Below are 17,866 nucleotides of genomic sequence, written 5' to 3' on the forward strand. Positions count from 1 at the left end.
TGCAATATATTTTTTACGCTGCCCGGCCAATTATTTTAAGCAGAATTGCAATAACTGCGATTACCAATAAAACGTGGATTATGCCGCCAACGTCTCCGAAGCCGTGAAACACAAACCCTATTACCCATAGTATTACCAATACTACTGCGACTAAATACAATAAATTTCCCATAGTGTTAATTTTTTAGCAATGTTATATTATTGGTGTATTAACACTTGACTTTTTACTTTTGTTTAAAAAATGTAATTATTTTATCGATATGATGAATAATATGGGAAATGATAAAGAAAAAAACCTCCCAGTTTAGCTGGGAGGTTTTTTTATGATTTCTAATGTTTAGTATTCGTCCTCGTTAAAGAAGAAATCTTCTTTAGTTGGATAATCTGGCCAAATTTCCTCAATGGTTTCATAAGGTTCGCCATCATCTTCTAATGCCTGTAAGTTTTCAATTACTTCTACTGGGGCACCAGAGCGGATACCATAATCAATTAATTCGTCTTTAGTTGCAGGCCATGGTGCGTCTTCCAAGTGCGATGCTAATTCTAATGTCCAATACATATCGTCAATTCAATTAAATTCTTGTTCTTATTATTGCGCAAAGTATATTAAAATTTTTGAGCAAAACAAACTTATTTTTCCACTATTAAACCCGCGGAATCCAAATGTTTTCTTCCGCCTTAAAATACACGGTCAGTTTTCGTGCCAAAACAAATAAATAATCGCTTAAACGATTCAAATAAACCGTTACACGCTCATCTACAAAGCTATTTTCTGCAAGCGCTACTGTCAGTCGTTCTGCCCTTCTACAAACACATCTAGCAATATGGCAGTAAGAAACTACAGTATTTCCGCCAGGTAAAACAAAATGTTTTAAAACAGGCAGCTTTTCATTCATCAGATCCATCTCATTTTCCAACAAGGTAATATCAGTATCGTGCAGATCGGGGATCTTCATTTTAGAAGTATCTGGGTCTGCCGCAAGCGATGAGCCAACGGTAAATAACCTATCCTGAATTTCCTTTAGTAGTTTCTGGTCGTGCGCCTCAATATCCTGACACATAATTAATCCGATGTACGAATTTAACTCGTCAACAGTTCCATAGGTTTCGATACGTAAATGATATTTAGGCACACGGGTACCACCAATGAGTGATGTTTGGCCCTTATCGCCGGTTTTAGTGTAGATTTTCATACCCCCTGCCCCCTAAAGGGGGAATAATATGGTTAGTCCTAAAAGTCCCCTTTAGGGGATTTAGGGGTTAATTAATTTTCTCCCAATCGCTGCCCGTATCTTTCAAAGCCTGCAAACGTGGAGATACATTTTTTATATCTGTATTTAAATAATCGTTTTCAATCAAACCATCACGCATCCGTACAATACGGTGAGCGTGCTGCGCAATATCTTCCTCGTGCGTAACCAGAATAATGGTGTTCCCTTTACTGTGGATTTCTTCCAGCAGGCCCATTATTTCAATTGATGTTTTGGTATCTAAGTTACCTGTTGGCTCATCGGCCAAAATAATAGATGGATTATTGATCAAAGCCCTGGCTACGGCCACACGTTGACGTTGACCGCCCGATAGCTCATTTGGCTTGTGATCCATACGATTGCCCAAGCCTACATTTTCTAATGCTTTAGCTGCTCTTGCATCCCTGTCCTTTTTACTTGTTCCGGCATAAATTAAAGGTAAGGCAACATTATCTAAAGATGTTGAACGTGGCAATAAGTTAAAGGTTTGAAAAACGAAACCGATTTCCTGGTTGCGCACTTCTGCCAAGGCATCATCAGTCATGTGACTCACGTTGGTTCCATTTAAAACATAGGTTCCGCTTGTAGGTGTATCTAAACAGCCTAAAATATTCATCAGGGTTGATTTACCGGAACCAGATGGGCCCATCAATGCTACGAATTCGCCTTTATTGATATCTAAAGAAACTGATTTTAAAGCGTGAATCACTTCAGATCCAATAACATATTTACGGCCAATTTCTTTTATAGTGATGAGTGGTTTCTCCATGTTTTTTCTTTTTTAGACAAGCGTAAAGGGTAAGATGTTACAAGAGGGTTAAAGATTACTGCATAAATGTTAATCTTAATGATGCTGAATTTAATCCAGCATAGCGATTACACCATTATTTCTCAATAATTTTTGGTACCATAAAAAATTGGTCGGTATGCTTGGCTGCGTTTTTCAAACCATCAGCTGTAGCTATTTCCTGCTTAACTACATCTTCTCTCCAAACATTAACTGATTCGTTCATATAAACCAAAGGTTTCACGTTTGAAGTATCTAGTTCATTTAACTTTTCCATGAATGACAAAATTTTGTTCATTTCAGGGATCAGTGTATCCACTTGTTTTTCATCAATATGAATTCTGGCCAGATCGGCTATTTTATGGATGGTTTTTGCGTCTAAATTCATATTTATACTAACTTACTATCAATCAATCTGTAAACCTTTTCTTTCAACACATCAGAATCAACATCTGCCAAAGTTGATGTATTTATGGGTTTGTGGACGTAAATATCGCAAATTCCTGGCTTACTTCCATACTTTGCGCCATCATCCCAATTAATTTTCCAAACATTGGTAATACTCACAGGTACCAGCGGTATATTTTTATCGATAGCCAAGCGGAACGGACCATTTTTAAACTCACCCAACTTTGGTGGGTAATGGTCGTCTATTTTACCTTCTGGAAAAATAATAAGGCTCATCCCCTTTTCTAGGTTTTCGCCAGCTTTTTTAAATGCTTTAAAAGCCGAAATCTTACTGTCGCGGTTTACAGAAATATCGATGGTTTTAAAAAAAATGCCCAATACGGGATTATTCAACAGCTCATCCTTTCCCATAAAGTGGAATTTACCATGTCCCATGATGCAAAAAATCATAATATCCAGGTTAGAGGTATGGTTGGCACAATAGATATATGCTTGTTTACGATCTAGTTGTTCTTCATATTGATAACGAAAAAAAACAGCTGAAAACAGACTGCACAAAAAACTGTTGGCTTTTCTGAAAAAATTGAGCGTACTGTAGTACTTCTCATTACGCGAGGTAATGTAATATATTGGATAGAACAGAGCGAAAAAAAACAGTATCCAGAATAGAAACCATATCCGGTGTACTTGTCTTAGAAGATAAATCATAGATAACCAAAAATATAAAATAGTTTCATATTTCAAACAACTGATTGCATAGGGCTAAGATTATGGTTGCAATACCAATCGCTGGCAAACCTGGTCAAAAAATCTCTCCGCTTCGGTCGAGATAACGACGACACTAAAAAAATCTTACCATTAAAATTGAAGCGATTTATGATTTGCTTGTATTTTATTTTTAATTTCGTGCCATTATGAAAGAAACAGTGGTGAGCGGTATCCGCTCAACAGGAAAATTACATTTGGGTAATTATTATGGTGCAGTTAAAAACTTCGTTCAAATGCAGAACGACTACAATTGCTACTTTTTTATCGCCGATTTACACTCCTTAACTACACATCCTACTCCAGCCGATTTACATGGAAATATTAAACATGTTTTGGTTGAATATCTGGCTAGTGGGATTGATCCAGAAAATAGTACCATTTATATACAAAGTGATGTTCCGGAAATTGCGGAGCTTTATCTATACTTAAATATGAACGCTTATATGGGGGAATTGGAGCGCAGCACATCTTTTAAAGATAAAGTGCGTGCCAACCCAGATAACGTAAATGCAGGTTTATTAACCTATCCGGTATTAATGGCCGCCGATATTTTAATCCACAAAGCTACTAAAGTACCTGTTGGAAAAGATCAGGAACAACATTTAGAAATGGCCCGTACTTTCGGAAACCGTTTCAACAGGTTATACAATACAGAATATTTTCCGGAACCTTATGCTTTTAGCTACTCTGACAAACTGGTTAAAGTTCCTGGTTTAGATGGTAAAGGTAAAATGGGTAAATCGGAAGGCGAAGCCAATGCAGTTTACCTATCTGATGATCCTGAAACCATTCGTAAAAAAGTAATGAGAGCGGTTAGTGATGGTGGGCCAACAGAAGAAAATCAACCAAAACCTGAGCCTATTCAGAATCTTTTTGATTTAATGAAAGTGGTTTCGAGTGCCGATACACTTGCACATTTTGAAGATTTGTATAGCAAAATGCAGATCCGTTATGGCGATTTCAAAAAACAACTGGCAGAAGATATGATTATTACGACTGCACCTATGCGCGAACGTATTTTGGATATTGCCAAAAATGATTCATATTTAAGGCAAGTGGCTAAACATGGTGCATTAAAGGCCCGCGAAAGCGCGCAAAAAACCATCAGAGAGGTTCGCAGTTTAATCGGGTTTAAAAGTTTTTAATTAATATTGTGGTAAGTGGTTGGCGCTATAATCGCCTTACGCAAAAAGCTCACCGCAAAACGCAAGAAAATATGCACATAGCAATTGTAGGAAATATAGGTGCCGGTAAAACTACCTTAACAGGTTTATTAGCCAAAAATTATGGATGGGAAGCTTTATACGAGGCTGTGGACAATAACCCTTATCTGGAAGATTTTTACAGCGACATGAAACGTTGGAGCTTTAATCTTCAGATTTATTTCCTAAATAGTCGCTTTCAGCAAATTACCGACATTGAAGTAAATAAACGTAACGTAATACAGGACAGGACCATTTACGAGGACGCACATATTTTTGCAGAAAACCTGCACGATATGGCTTTAATGACCACCCGCGACCATGATAATTACAGAGCCATTTTTGATAACATTACCTCTTTTATTAAACCACCCGATTTATTGGTTTATCTGCGCGCATCGGTACCTACTTTGGTTAATAATATCCAACGTCGTGGCCGTGAGTACGAAGCAGGCATCCGTATCGATTACCTGTCTAAATTGAACGAAAAATACGAAGCCTGGATTAAAGGTTATAACCTGGGTAAATTATTGATTTTAGATAAAGATAAATTAGATTTCACCAACAACCCAGAAGATTTGGGTACGGTAATCCAATCTATTGAGGCTGAAATAAATGGATTATTTTAACCCCAAGTCCCTAAGAAATGGCAAGACGGAATAAAGTATTTAATATGATAAAGATGAATAAACATCTTGAATTTTTATAAAGTCTATCAACAGAATATATGAGCGATAGAAATTTAAAGTCCCCATTTGGGGATTTAGGGGTTATCGGAATTATTCCTGCGCGATATGCCTCTACCCGTTTTCCAGGAAAACCTTTAGTAGATATTGCCGGAAAAACCATGATCCAAAGGGTTTACGAGCAAGCATCGAAAGCTGAAAGCTTATCAAAAGTCGTTGTTGCCACTGATGATGTACGGATTGCTGATGAAGTAAAACGGTTTGGTGGAGAATTTATCTTTACCTCATCTAATCACCAAAGCGGAACCGATAGATGTGCCGAGGTGATTGAGCAATTACCTGGATACGATATTGTGATTAACATCCAGGGTGATGAACCATTTATCGAACCTGCACAGATTGAATTATTGGCGAGCTGCTTTACTGAAGAAAAAGTACAACTGGCAACATTAATCAAATCTATCCAGAGTCAGGAAAGTGTATACAACCCCAATAGCCCTAAAGTGGTGATCGATGTAAACGGTCGCGCCATGTATTTTAGCCGTAGCCCAATTCCTTTTATCAGAAATGGCGAACCAGGTGTATGGGCAGAAAAGCACCAGTTTTACAAGCACATCGGAATTTACGGTTACCGCACAGAATCGTTAAAAGCCATTACCAAATTACCACCCTCTTCTTTAGAAATTGCCGAAAGCTTAGAGCAGCTTCGCTGGATCGAAAATGGATTTTATATCCAAACAAAAGTAACTGACTTAGAAACAGTTGCAATTGATACACCAGAAGACCTGTTAAAACTGAATAAATTACTTAAGGCTTTGAAACTAGACTAAATTCCATTAAACATTGGTTATAAGTTTAGTGTTTAGAGGTTAGCGCGCCCCCCTAAACACTAAACTCTTCCTAACCTACCCAATCACCAGTTCCATCTGAATATTACATCGGGTATACGGTGTGGGCTTACCTGCCACTTTTTGGAAACCTAATTTATGGTAAAGGTTTATGGCTGGTTTTAAAATGGTATTGCTCTCCAAATAAATTTTAGATGCGCCTAACGATCTTGCCTTATCAATAATGGCATTTGCTAATAAAAACCCTACATTTTTTCCTTGTGCTTTTGGCGATACGGCCATTTTGGCCAGTTCAAAATCATATTCGCCATCATTCATTTTTACTAGTGCACAAACACCTAAGGGCTCGCCTTCGTAGCGCGCAACCAATATAAAACCTCCTTTATCTAAAATATAGCCCTGTGGATTATCCAAAGCTTTATAGTCAGTTTCTTCCATGGTAAAATACTGTGAAATCCACTCTACATTTAGCGACCTGAATATTTCCTGGTATTTGGGCTGGTAATCTATAATTTCAATCTTTAAACTATCCCTTTCTTTTTTCTTTTCCATTACCCTTCTCAACAAGGTTTTTTGCTCCAATAAAAACTCCCACTCGCCTATTGCTTCCCAAAGTTTATTTTGTGACTGGGCCGAAATTTCTTCAATAGCGGCATTTACATCAATTAGCTGGTCTTTTATTTTTTCTGAAATCTCTACTCCTTTTTTAGAAAGACTCACTACATTCCTACGTCCATCGGTTTTATCCTTACTTTCCTTTACATAACCTTTTTTCAGCATTTCACTGATGATTTTGCTTACCGATGGATGAGAATGGCCAATAGCTTTAGCCAGTTCAGTAATTGTTTTTTCTTTCTCTTGTGCCAAAGCATAAAATACAGGAAACCACTTAGGTTGCATATCAATATTATACAATTTATAAATCTGCGCTGCATCTTCAGTTACTTTATCGGTTAGCATTCTTAACCTACTGCCTATAGCTACTTTACCAGTTTCTTCGAAAAAATTCATAACAACAATTAATTACGTAATCAGTTACGCAAATATAAAAACTAAATTATAGTCTGCAACAGTTTTAATTGCTTAAGGGTAGTATTTTAGTATTTTCGCCCTTATATGAAAAAGAAAACGCTCCTATTTATATTCATTTTATGTGCCTATTCCGGTTTTGCACAAGATGAGCCCGGCTTAATGATAAAAACAAATATTTTGAATTTAATAGCCAAAAGTCCTACACTAGCCATAGAAAAGACTTTTTCAAACCGCTATGGTTTGGAGCTCGCTTACACCTCTGGCGAAATTAAAAATCTGGGCTATCGCGATTATCTCCATTACGAAGGCTTCTTGCTTCGTGCAAAGAAATACATCCGCCAGATTAAGAAAAGAGAAGCCAATGCTTTTTATGGAGTTTATTTCGGAAACCTCGATAAAACTGTTGTCTCGCATCGCTCAGTTGATGAAACCGGTATTTTCAGCTGGGGCCGCAACAGGGATTTTAACGCGGGTTCTTTGCGTTACGGCGGAACATTTGGCGTATCCTTTATTCCGGGAAAACATTTTCTTTTAGAGGGCTTAACAGGCTTAGGCTATGGGGATTATTATCATATTCAAAATAATCTAAACAATAGGCTACCTGGTGGTTATTTCGACTTTCAATTGTGGTTATCTATCGGGTATTCCTTTTAAATTTAAGGTATATCATAAAATATGGGCACGAACTAAAACATAAAATTTGTAGTTTTGAATATGAGAAATATACCGCTCTTCGTTGCTATCTGTCTGTTAGCGCTCGTTGCCTGTAATTCGAACAGCAAAAAGGAAACCAATGCCATTGAGTTTAAAAATGTTAACCAGCGCCTCGCTAAATCTTTTTCTGATTTAAAACGTTTAGACACTTTTAAGATCGAACTTACTGGCCGGAAACCCGAAGAAATGGTATTGAATTTCACAATCAAAAATGCCGAAGGAAAAGAAATTTACAACACCAAAATCAAAGGAACTGAGCTATTGGGCAGCACCGATCCAAATATTGATCTTTCAAAAGAAAAAGACCAGATTATTTTCTTAAAAACCATTGCTGATGATTTTTTTAGCGATGATAATTTTCTCGAACCTGCTGTAATGCCTGAAGATAAAGCCGATAATTACACCCCCGACAAAGCACTTTACGAAGAATTAAAAAAATCGGGATTAAATGGCTTTAAGTATCGTTTAGGAAAAGAAAACAACATTTACATTGCCTGGAGCGAAAAAGAACAAAAAGTAAAAATTTACTATAACTGTTGCTAATAGACATAAATCAATGCCAAGAATTTAGAAATGAAAAGATCTGAATTTATTGCAAACCGATTAAGAGCGGTTTTTTAAATGGGTATTATTAATACTACCTGGTTTGCTACCAAGGTTGAAGCTAAAAACGTTCCTATCTTAAACATTGCTCCCCCTGTAAAAAGAAAAGAACCAATACCGAAAAAGATTTCAAAAAAATTACCGGTCTCTACAACCGTTATGAGGATAAAAAGAACCCTATAAAAATAGAATCATTAAAAAAGAACGCTACACGCTGATACTTTAAGCGACCACCTCACCTAAAACAGTCACTATCAGAGATATAATATGACGAAAAAATATTCTGGCAAGTATCTAATCGAGCGATAATTTTTTGTACCTTTGTATCCCGTACAAAAACAATTAAACAGGTCCAAAACACTTGGTTAATTCCACAAATTATCAATCATGACAAAGTATATTTTTGTTACGGGCGGTGTTACTTCCTCTTTAGGTAAGGGCATCATTTCCGCATCTTTAGCTAAACTTTTACAGGCACGTGGCTACCGTGTAACCATTCAAAAATTCGATCCGTACATTAATATCGATCCAGGAACTTTAAATCCATACGAACATGGCGAATGCTTTGTAACCGAAGATGGTGCTGAAACCGATCTGGATCTTGGTCATTATGAGCGTTTCCTTAACGTTCCAACATCACAGGCAAACAACATTACTACTGGCCGTATTTACCAGAACGTAATTAATAAAGAGCGTAAAGGTGAGTATCTGGGTAAAACAGTTCAGGTTGTACCCCACATTACCGACGAGATTAAACGCAACATGCGTATTTTAGGTGATAGTGGTGACTATGATATTGTAATTACAGAACTAGGTGGAACTGTTGGTGATATCGAATCCTTACCGTTTATTGAGGCTGTTCGTCAGTTTAAATGGGAAGAAGGCAGTACCAATGCTATTGTGATCCACTTAACCCTGGTACCTTATTTGGCTGCTGCCGGCGAGCTAAAAACCAAACCTACACAACACTCGGTTAAAGCTTTATTGGAGTACGGAATACAGCCAGATATACTGGTTTGCAGAACCGAGCACCATATCAGCCCAGAGATCAGAAAAAAAATTGCTTTATTTTGTAACGTTAACATCAATGCGGTAGTCGAATCGATGGATGCATCAACAATTTATGATGTGCCATTGTTGATGTTAAAAGAACAATTGGATAAAACGGTTTTATCGAAATTAAAATTACCTACCAAAAACGACCCTGATATGGAAAGCTGGAAAGATTTCCTTGGCCGTTTAAAAAACCCTACAGCAGAGGTTAAAATTGGCCTGATTGGTAAGTATGTAGAATTACCTGATGCGTATAAATCAATTATCGAATCTTTTGTACACGCAGGTTCGAAAAACGAATGTAAGGTTAAAGTTGAATATATACACTCTGAAGGCATTTTCCCTGATAATGTAAAAGATAAATTAGGTCACTTACAAGGCGTTTTAGTTGCACCTGGTTTTGGTAGTCGTGGTATTGAAGGTAAAATTGATGCCATAAAATATGTTCGCGAGAATAATATTCCTTTCTTCGGAATCTGCCTGGGTATGCAATGTGCTGTTATCGAATTTGGACGTAACGTTTTGGGGTTGAAAGATGCACATACTACAGAAATTGAAGAAAATGCTGCCAATCCGGTAATTAACATGATGGAAGAGCAGAAAAAAATAACAAATAAAGGTGGAACGATGCGTTTAGGCTCTTATCCTTGTGATATTAAAAAAGGAACAAAAGCTTTTTCTATTTACGGTAAATCGCACATCAATGAACGCCACCGTCACCGTTACGAATTTAACAATGCTTATTTAAAGCAATATGAAGATGCAGGAATGATTGCATCAGGTATGAATCCGCAAACCAATTTAGTTGAAATTGTAGAGCTTAAAAATCATCCATTTTTCGTTGGCGGGCAGTTTCACCCAGAATTAAAATCAACAGTTGCTAATCCTCACCCACTTTTTGTTAAATTTGTCGCCGCTGCGATGGAGTTTGCGAAAAAGAAAACGAATTAAAAGCAGTACATACATAAATAATGGATAGAAATACCTTTACAGGACTGTTCCTGATTATGATCATTTTGGCAGGATCATTCTACTTTTTGAAGCCGAACGAGGCTGAAATGAAAAAAGCCAAAGAAACAGAGCGCTTAGATTCTTTGAAAAAAGCTGGCGTTACACCAGTACAAAAAGATACCACTAAAACTGCTGCTATTGCTAATCCAGCAGTAGATTCTTTAGCCTTAAAAGGCCCTTTTGGTACCGCAATTACTGGCACAGAAGCCAATACTGTTCTGGAAAACGAGAATTTATTAATCACTTTAAGCAATAAAGGCGGTAAAATTACCTCGGTAGAAATTAAAGGCCAGAAAACCTTTACTGGCAAACCGTTAATTTTATTTGATGGTGATGCTAATAAGTTTGGTTTAACTTTGAATGCGGCTGGTAAAGTGATCAATACAAATGATCTTTACTTCACTCCTACTAAAACAGGCAACACCGTTACCATGCGTGCCAATTATGGCGCCAATGCATATGTAGAATATGTATACGATTTAAAAGCGTTAAGTAACAAAGTCGCGTTTAATATCAATTTAGTTGGCTTACAGCAAGTAATTGCAGGCAATAACATTGGTTTAAACTGGCAGACTACTTTAAAACAGCAAGAAAAATCGCTCGAAAGTGAGCACCGTTATTCTGCACCATACTATAAATATTTAGATGGCGATGTAGACCACCTAAGTGTTTCTAAAGATGAGAAGGAAGATTTATCGAAAGGTAAAATCCAATGGTTCTCATTTAAGCAACACTTTTTCTCAGCTTCATTGATTTCGAAACAGGCTTTCGAGAAAGGAAGTTTAGAAGTTAAAATCCCAACAGCTCCAGGCCTGGTGAAATTTTATGATGCCAATATGCAATTGCCTTATGCACATACAGCCAACCAAGTTTATGAAATGGAATTCTATTTCGGAACCAACAAATTCTCTGCATTAAAAGCACAAGGTTATGATTTAGAGCAGCAGGTTGATATGGGTTACTGGCCTTTAAAATACATTAACCGTTTTATCGTATTACCTGTATTTAACTTCTTAAACAGCTTTGGCTGGAACTATGGATTAATTATTTTGGTATTAACCATTTTACTAAAAGTTGCTTTATCACCACTTACTTACAAGTCATACCTATCAATGGCTAAAATGAGGGTTTTAAAACCAGAAATGGACGAAATTAAAGCTAAAGTAGGTGAAGACAATCCAACATTGGTTCAACAGGAGTATTTAAAATTATATAAAAAAGCTGGTGTAAACCCGCTGGGTGGATGCTTGCCAATGGTATTACAGTTGCCTCTGGTTATGGCTTTCTTCTTCTTCTTCCCTAACTTATTTGAGTTACGCGGTGAGAGTTTCCTTTGGATGAAAGATTTATCTACTTATGACGAGTTTATCAAATTTGGCGTAAAAATCCCTTTCATTGGCGATCACTTGAGTTTAATGTGTGTATTGATGACGATCTCTACATTGATCATGACTTACTTTAACAATCAGGTTTCTGGTGCTACAGGCCAAATGAAATACATCGGTTACATTATGCCGGTTATTTTCTTAGGTGTATTGAATAGCTACCCTGCCGGATTAAACTATTATTATTTCTTGGCTAACTTAATGACTTTCGGACAACAGTTCTTAATTCGTAAAATGGTTGATGATGATAAAATTCATGCTTTAATTCAACAGAATAAAGCGAGACCAGCTGATGAGAAAAAGAAAAAATCTAAATTCCAACAACGTTTAGATGACTATATGCGTCAGCAACAACAAGCTAAAAAATAATTTAGCGGTTTAAGTATATGAGAACCCTCGATTACCTTAAGTGATCGAGGGTTTTTAGTTTTGACAGAAATCTTTATAATTGAAATAACTGTTTATTTGTGTTCTGTGAGGACACAGACCACGGAGATGCCCATCGATTGCTTAAGTAATCGGGGGGGGTTGCTTTAGGCTGAGCGATAAGCGGATGGCGTAAACTGCGCAGTACAACCTCTGGCCTTCGGCCTCTGACTTTCCAACTAAATGCTTTTAATTGTAATATTTGGCATACAAGTTTCCGAATAAGCTAAAAAATTCCAATTTTAGAAGATTAAATCTCAACCAACAAATTAATTAACTTTTAAAAATGCAAAAGAGACTAACTATTATTCTGTTTTTCGTTGTCGGCTTTGCCTATGCCCAAAAGAAACCTTTAGACCATTCGGTATATGATACCTGGGAATCAGTAGGGACAAAGCAATTATCAAATAATGGCCAATGGGCCATGTACAGCATCTTACAGCAAGAAGGAGATGCACAGTTGTACCTTACCAATATCAAAACGAATGCAAAGCTGAACATTCCCAGAGGAATGAACTCGCAGTTTAGTAACGATTCTAAGTTTGCTGCTTTTAACATCCGTCCTTTAAATAAAGATTTACGTCAGGCTAAAATAAAAAAAAGAAAGCCAGAAGAATTGCCAAAAGATTCGTTGGGTATTGCCAACCTCACCACTAGTACCGTTACAAAAGTGGCAAGGGTAAAATCTTTTAAATTTCCTGAAGAAGGTGCTGGTGTAATGGCCTATTTAACAGAAAAGCCAGATACAGCAAAGAAAACCGTAAAACCAACTGAGAAAAAAGATGGTGAAATGGATTTTGCGGATGATGAACCTGCAGGAAAAGGCAAAACTGAAGAAGGAAGTGATTTAGTGGTAAAAAATCTTTTAACAGGCACAGATAAAACCTATAAATTCGTTACCGATTATTATTTCAGTAAAGATGGCAAACAGTTGGTTTTTGCCTGTAGCGGATCTAAAAAGGACAAAACGGCTCCACAAGGTGTATTCTTGCTAAACACAGAAAAAGGCACATTAAAAAGCTTGATTAAAGGTAAAGGAAGTTTCAAAAATTTCACTTTTGATGAGGAAAGCGAACATGTGGCTTTTGTGGGCGAGCAAAGTCCGGAGAAACAGGAAATAAAAGATTACAATATTTATTACAACTCTTTAACACTAGATACCGCACAGATACTGGTTGATTTTGATATGCCAGGACTACCTGCAAAATGGTCGGTTAACGGCGATGGTAAAATAACCTTCAGTAAAGATGGCAAGAAATTGTTTTTCGGCATCTCCCCTATCAAAAAACCAAAAGATACCACTATTATAGATTTCGAAGTGGCCAAAGTTGATGTTTGGAATTACAAAGACGATTACTTGCAGCCTATGCAGCTTAAAAATGCAGATAGAGACAGTAAAAAAAGTTATTTATCGGTGATTGATGTTTATAGCAGTGATCCAAAAGTAATTCCATTAGCGGATTTAAAATTGCCTGATGCCAATCTGATTGCTGAAGGTGATGCAAATCTGGTTTTAGCATCTACAGACTATGGCCGCAGGATCGAATCACAGTGGCGTGGTTCTACCTCAAAAGATTACTATTTGGTCGATACTAAGAATGGACAGAAAAAGAAAATCATTGATAATTTAAGCGGTTATGCAATGGCTTCTCCTGCCGGAAACTATATTTTATATTTTGATAGAAAAGCAGGTAGCTGGAATACTTATAGTGTATCCACCGGAAAAGTAACCGTATTAACAGCCGGATTAAGCGAAAAATTTGTTGATGAGGAAAACGATGTACCGGATTTACCTTCCCCTTACGGCTTAGCAACATGGACTGAAGGTGATAAAGCTATTCTAATTTATGATAAATACGATATCTGGTCGTTCTCACCAGATGGAAAATCGGCTCCAAAAAATATTACTGCTGGTTTTGGAAGAGCAAATAACATTACCTTCCGTTACGAAAGAGTGCAACAGGAAAATAGATTTGAGCGCAATGCAGATAGCAAGTTTGTAAAACCGAACGAAACGGTTTGGTTAGATGGTTTTAACAATTTAACTAAAGAAAACGGGTTTTACCGTACCAACGTAGGTTCAGCTAAAGCGCCAGAGTTGGTAGTAATGGCAAAGTTTAAATATTCAAACCTGCTAAAAGCTAAAGATGCTGATGTTTACATTTACGATAAAGCCAATTATGTAGAATCGCCAAATGTGTATGTCACTACCGATTTCAAAACCGAAACCAAATTAAGCAATACCAACCCTCAACAAAAAAACTACAATTGGGGTACAGCTGAGCTGGTTAAGTGGACCACGCCGAAAGGTTATAAAGCTGAAGGTATACTGTATAAACCGGAAAATTTCGATCCGAATAAGAAATATCCGATGATCGCGTATTTCTACGAAAAACTAACGGATGGTTTGTACACTTATCAAGCGCCAGCTCCTACTCCGTCGCGCTTAAATATTTCTTATTTCGTGAGTAATGGATACCTGGTTTTTGCGCCAGATATTAGCTATGAAACTGGTCACCCAGGCAAATCTGCAGTTGAATTCATCAATTCAGGTGTAGAAAGCCTGAAGAAAAATAACTGGGTAGATGGTAGTAAAATCGGTATTCAAGGTCAAAGCTGGGGTGGTTACCAAGTAGCCTATCTCATTACACAAAATAACATGTATGCTGCCGCTTGGGCCGGTGCACCTGTAGTCAACATGACTTCTGCTTATGGTGGTATCCGTTGGGAAACTGGTATGAACCGTCAATTCCAATATGAAAAAACACAAAGCCGTATCGGTGCAACACTTTGGGAAAAACCAGAATTATATATTGAGAATTCACCATTATTTATGTTCCCGAAAGTAAATACACCAGTTGTGGTAATGGCTAATGATGCAGATGGTGCTGTGCCCTGGTACCAGGGGATTGAAATGTTTACAGGCTTGCGCCGCTTAGGTAAACCCGTTTGGATGCTTAACTATAATGGCGAAGCACATAACTTAGTTCAACGCCAGAACCGTAAGGATATTCAAATCCGTGAGCAACAATTTTTCGATTATTATTTAAAAGGTGCAAAAGCGCCAGCCTGGATGACAAGCGGAATACCTGCAACTGAAAAAGGAAAAACCTGGGGTTTTGAACTAACGGATGATAAACCTTAGGTTGAGCCAAGAGTTATGAGTTGGGAGCTTGGAGTCCATGATTCAGGGAGAATAGTTCATAGTGACTAACCGAAAGCCCAAAGTCCATATTAAATAGTAACATATCAATGAGCTATTTATTATGGACTTTTTATTAAAGCGTTATTATCTTCATAAAACTATTTTTTGACCTTATCTCGGTTTGCAAAGCACTCCAAACTCATAACTAACAACTCCGAACTAAAAATATGAATTTTCGCTTAAAAGCGGTATTTTAACCCCTTCAAATAAAACTAAACAACACTAATGGCATTAAGCAGAATTTGGTCAGCATTTATTATTGTAGCTATTGTAGTAGCAAGTATTAAATGTTTCTTTTTCGGACATAGCGATATTTTTAACTGGATGGTAATCGGTAAATCATCCGATCCCTTAAACCCTTTAAAATTAGATGGAATTATCGAAACGTGCTGGATTGCGGTTGACCTTTGCATTAAATTAATTGGAACACTAGCTTTATTTATGGGGCTAATGAGCATCGCAGAAAAAGCAGGCGGTATCCGTTTATTGTCCAGAATTATTGGCCCTTTCTTTTCAAAACTCTTTCCCGAAATCCCAAAAGGACATCCGTCTATGGGGCACATGATCATGAACTTCTCGGCCAATTTATTAGGTTTAGATAACGCCGCCACTCCATTTGGTATAAAGGCGATGGAAAGTTTGCAGGAGCTTAATCCAAATAAGAATGTTGCGAGCAATTCGCAGATTATGTTTTTATGCTTACATGCTGCAGGTTTATGCTTAATTCCCGTTAGTGTAATTGCCATTAGGTCAACTCAAAATGCACAAGACCCTACCGATATTTTCATCCCATGTTTAATTGTAACTTTTGTTGGTACAATGGCCGCCATGCTCATTGTATCCTTTAAACAAAAGATAAACCTACTTCAGCCCGTTATCATTACCTGGGTATTAAGTATCTCGGCAGTGGTTGGTTTACTGGTTTGGTACGTAAGCAAGTTAAATGCAGAAAGCATAAAATCATTTTCAGGCTTATTAAGCGGTGGAATAATTTTGTTGATCTTTTTATTGATTGTATTGGGTGCATTATATAAAAAAATAGATGTTTTTGATGCATTTATTGATGGAGCCAAAGGTGGATTTGAAACCGCATTGAAAATCATCCCTTATTTAGTTGGAATTTTAGTTGCCGTGAGCATGCTAAGAACGAGTGGAACTTTTGATGTGATCATGAGCGGGATTAAAAACATGTTTGTATTTTTTGGATCCGATACCAGATTTGTTGATGCGCTGCCCACAGCTTTGATCAGGCCTTTAAGTGGTGGCGCCGCTCGTGGAATGATGGTAAGCACGATGATTTCTAGTGGACCAGATTCATTTGCCAGTAAATTATCGGGTATTTTTCAGGGTGCTTCTGATACGACCTTTTATGTAGTAGCGGTTTACTTTGGTTCTGTTGGAATAAAAAATACGCGTTACGCCATAGGTTCAATGTTATTGGCTGATCTAGTTGGGGTTTGTACAGCCATAGCGCTTAGTTATATGTTTTTTGCGTAGTTTTTAACAACAGATAGTGCAAAGAAGGACACAAAGTTCACAGAACTGGGTGTGTAATGAAAAAGCAAAAATATTAATCTACCGCTATCCGCTTAAATCTGAGGAAACACAGAATTAGCAAGACGTTTGTGGAATAGATATCCTGTTAATGATTTCATCAATAGCATCAGGATCAATCGCTACGTTTTTGGAAGCACACCACTTTTCTGTTTTGTTATCTAACCAGATACAGAAAGAATGGTAACCGTCTAAAACAACGGCATAAGTTTCGTGAAAATCATCTTGAATACGCATGCAAAATCCCTTAAAAATTTTGCCTCTCACAATGAATTGCAGGGTGGAATAATTTTCTAACATGGCTCATTATATTTTTGGTTAATTTACAACAAATTATAAACGAGAATGTTTCGTTAATTTAAAGGAATTAATAATTAATTCTTAAACTATCAGAAAAGGCTTAACCTATGTTTAACATGTTTGAATAGCCTTTAGCTATTAAACGCTTTTTTGAAGGTAAAAATATCTCGCATTGAAGATTTAATATCGTTCGCCCTCTTTTTACAATAGCTGTTTCTGCAATAACTTCATCGCCCGCGCCTGCCGTGGCAAAATAATCGATATAATTATTTACAGTGGTATATCGTTCGTTTAATCCCATCGTAAAAACAGTTGCACCAATTAAATCATCAATAATACCTGCCGTTACCCCACCATGCAAAATTTGATAAGGATTGGTCATTTCTTTACGGATGGTATACTGGCAAACTAATATGCCGTGCTCTGCTTTGATTAAAACTGGAGCCAGCCAGTTCATAAAGTTAGAGGGTGAATCGGTAATTACCTTGCCAATTGAATGCCTTAAAAAAGTTAAACGCTGTTCGCTCAAAGAGGGTTTCATGGACGTAAATGTTTAATGTATGATGGTTGAAAGTAAAAGTAAGGAAAAATGAGGGATAGTCCATAGTCCATAGAATGGCAAGGTTAACAGAAA

18 protein-coding genes are annotated in these 17,866 nt (G+C 37.1%); 9 read left to right on the forward strand and 9 right to left on the reverse strand.

Annotated features, from left to right (window positions below):
• Nucleotides 1-13: 13 nt before the first annotated feature.
• From EYS08_RS17120 to EYS08_RS17145, 6 genes are all read right to left on the reverse strand, one after another.
• Entirely contained in the window at nt 14-172 is a 159-nt protein-coding gene (locus EYS08_RS17120) for a lmo0937 family membrane protein (protein ID WP_116250957.1), read from the reverse strand.
• A gap of 165 nt (nt 173-337) precedes the next feature.
• Nucleotides 338-559: a DUF2795 domain-containing protein gene (locus EYS08_RS17125; RefSeq protein ID WP_010603503.1), complete on the reverse strand. Its 222-nt coding sequence runs from the start codon at nt 557-559 to the stop codon at nt 338-340.
• Between the two features lie 85 nt (nt 560-644).
• Nucleotides 645-1,193 carry a cob(I)yrinic acid a,c-diamide adenosyltransferase gene (locus EYS08_RS17130; protein ID WP_131031174.1) on the reverse strand — a complete coding sequence of 183 codons (549 nt, stop codon included), beginning with the start codon at nt 1,191-1,193 and terminating at the stop codon, nt 645-647.
• 67 nt (nt 1,194-1,260) lie between these two features.
• Nucleotides 1,261-2,019 (reverse strand): ABC transporter ATP-binding protein, encoded by a 759-nt coding sequence (locus EYS08_RS17135; RefSeq protein WP_131031175.1) that lies wholly within the window; start codon nt 2,017-2,019, stop codon nt 1,261-1,263.
• A gap of 115 nt (nt 2,020-2,134) precedes the next feature.
• A complete protein-coding gene (gene gatC / locus EYS08_RS17140; RefSeq protein ID WP_029278731.1) occupies nt 2,135-2,425 on the reverse strand; it encodes an Asp-tRNA(Asn)/Glu-tRNA(Gln) amidotransferase subunit GatC in 291 nt (96 codons plus the stop codon).
• Between the two features lie 2 nt (nt 2,426-2,427).
• On the reverse strand, nt 2,428-3,153 hold the full coding sequence (locus EYS08_RS17145; protein WP_131031176.1) for a lysophospholipid acyltransferase family protein: 726 nt from the start codon (nt 3,151-3,153) through the stop codon (nt 2,428-2,430).
• Nucleotides 3,154-3,359: 206 nt separating this feature from the next.
• Here EYS08_RS17145 and trpS point away from each other — a divergent pair, with 206 nt between their 5' ends.
• The 3 genes from trpS (at nt 3,360) to kdsB (ending at nt 5,931) form a co-directional block, all read left to right on the forward strand.
• On the forward strand, nt 3,360-4,358 hold the full coding sequence (trpS, locus tag EYS08_RS17150) for a tryptophan--tRNA ligase (protein ID WP_131031177.1): 999 nt from the start codon (nt 3,360-3,362) through the stop codon (nt 4,356-4,358).
• A 71-nt stretch (nt 4,359-4,429) separates the two neighbouring features.
• Nucleotides 4,430-5,044, forward strand: a complete 615-nt coding sequence (locus tag EYS08_RS17155; protein ID WP_025144984.1) for a deoxynucleoside kinase — start codon at nt 4,430-4,432, stop codon at nt 5,042-5,044.
• 98 nt (nt 5,045-5,142) lie between these two features.
• Entirely contained in the window at nt 5,143-5,931 is a 789-nt protein-coding gene (kdsB, locus tag EYS08_RS17160; protein WP_131031178.1) for a 3-deoxy-manno-octulosonate cytidylyltransferase, read from the forward strand.
• Nucleotides 5,932-6,006: 75 nt separating this feature from the next.
• Here kdsB and EYS08_RS17165 read toward each other — a convergent pair whose 3' ends face one another.
• Nucleotides 6,007-6,960 (reverse strand): bifunctional helix-turn-helix transcriptional regulator/GNAT family N-acetyltransferase, encoded by a 954-nt coding sequence (locus EYS08_RS17165; RefSeq protein WP_131031179.1) that lies wholly within the window; start codon nt 6,958-6,960, stop codon nt 6,007-6,009.
• Between the two features lie 105 nt (nt 6,961-7,065).
• Here EYS08_RS17165 and EYS08_RS17170 point away from each other — a divergent pair, with 105 nt between their 5' ends.
• The 6 genes from EYS08_RS17170 (at nt 7,066) to EYS08_RS17195 (ending at nt 16,875) form a co-directional block, all read left to right on the forward strand.
• Nucleotides 7,066-7,635 carry a hypothetical protein gene (locus EYS08_RS17170; protein ID WP_131031180.1) on the forward strand — a complete coding sequence of 190 codons (570 nt, stop codon included), beginning with the start codon at nt 7,066-7,068 and terminating at the stop codon, nt 7,633-7,635.
• Nucleotides 7,636-7,695: 60 nt separating this feature from the next.
• The gene (locus tag EYS08_RS17175) at nt 7,696-8,238 is read left to right on the forward strand and encodes a hypothetical protein (protein WP_131031181.1); all 543 of its coding nucleotides are present in this window, start codon (nt 7,696-7,698) and stop codon (nt 8,236-8,238) included.
• Nucleotides 8,239-8,685: 447 nt separating this feature from the next.
• A complete protein-coding gene (locus tag EYS08_RS17180; protein ID WP_131031182.1) occupies nt 8,686-10,302 on the forward strand; it encodes a CTP synthase in 1,617 nt (538 codons plus the stop codon).
• Nucleotides 10,303-10,322: 20 nt separating this feature from the next.
• Nucleotides 10,323-12,116, forward strand: coding sequence for a membrane protein insertase YidC (gene yidC, locus EYS08_RS17185; protein ID WP_131031183.1), 1,794 nt, complete (start codon nt 10,323-10,325; stop codon nt 12,114-12,116).
• A 343-nt stretch (nt 12,117-12,459) separates the two neighbouring features.
• A complete protein-coding gene (locus EYS08_RS17190) occupies nt 12,460-15,318 on the forward strand; it encodes a S9 family peptidase (RefSeq protein ID WP_131031184.1) in 2,859 nt (952 codons plus the stop codon).
• A gap of 285 nt (nt 15,319-15,603) precedes the next feature.
• A complete protein-coding gene (locus EYS08_RS17195) occupies nt 15,604-16,875 on the forward strand; it encodes a nucleoside recognition domain-containing protein (protein WP_131031185.1) in 1,272 nt (423 codons plus the stop codon).
• 114 nt (nt 16,876-16,989) lie between these two features.
• On the opposite strand, the gene EYS08_RS17200 is transcribed toward EYS08_RS17195, so the two are convergent.
• Nucleotides 16,990-17,169, reverse strand: a complete 180-nt coding sequence (locus tag EYS08_RS17200) for a hypothetical protein (RefSeq protein ID WP_131031186.1) — start codon at nt 17,167-17,169, stop codon at nt 16,990-16,992.
• Between the two features lie 163 nt (nt 17,170-17,332).
• Nucleotides 17,333-17,773, reverse strand: coding sequence for a PaaI family thioesterase (locus EYS08_RS17205; RefSeq protein ID WP_131031187.1), 441 nt, complete (start codon nt 17,771-17,773; stop codon nt 17,333-17,335).
• Between the last annotated feature and the right edge of the window lie 93 nt (nt 17,774-17,866).

The organism is Pedobacter kyonggii, assembly GCF_004310665.1.
Lineage (GTDB): Bacteria > Bacteroidota > Bacteroidia > Sphingobacteriales > Sphingobacteriaceae > Pedobacter > Pedobacter kyonggii.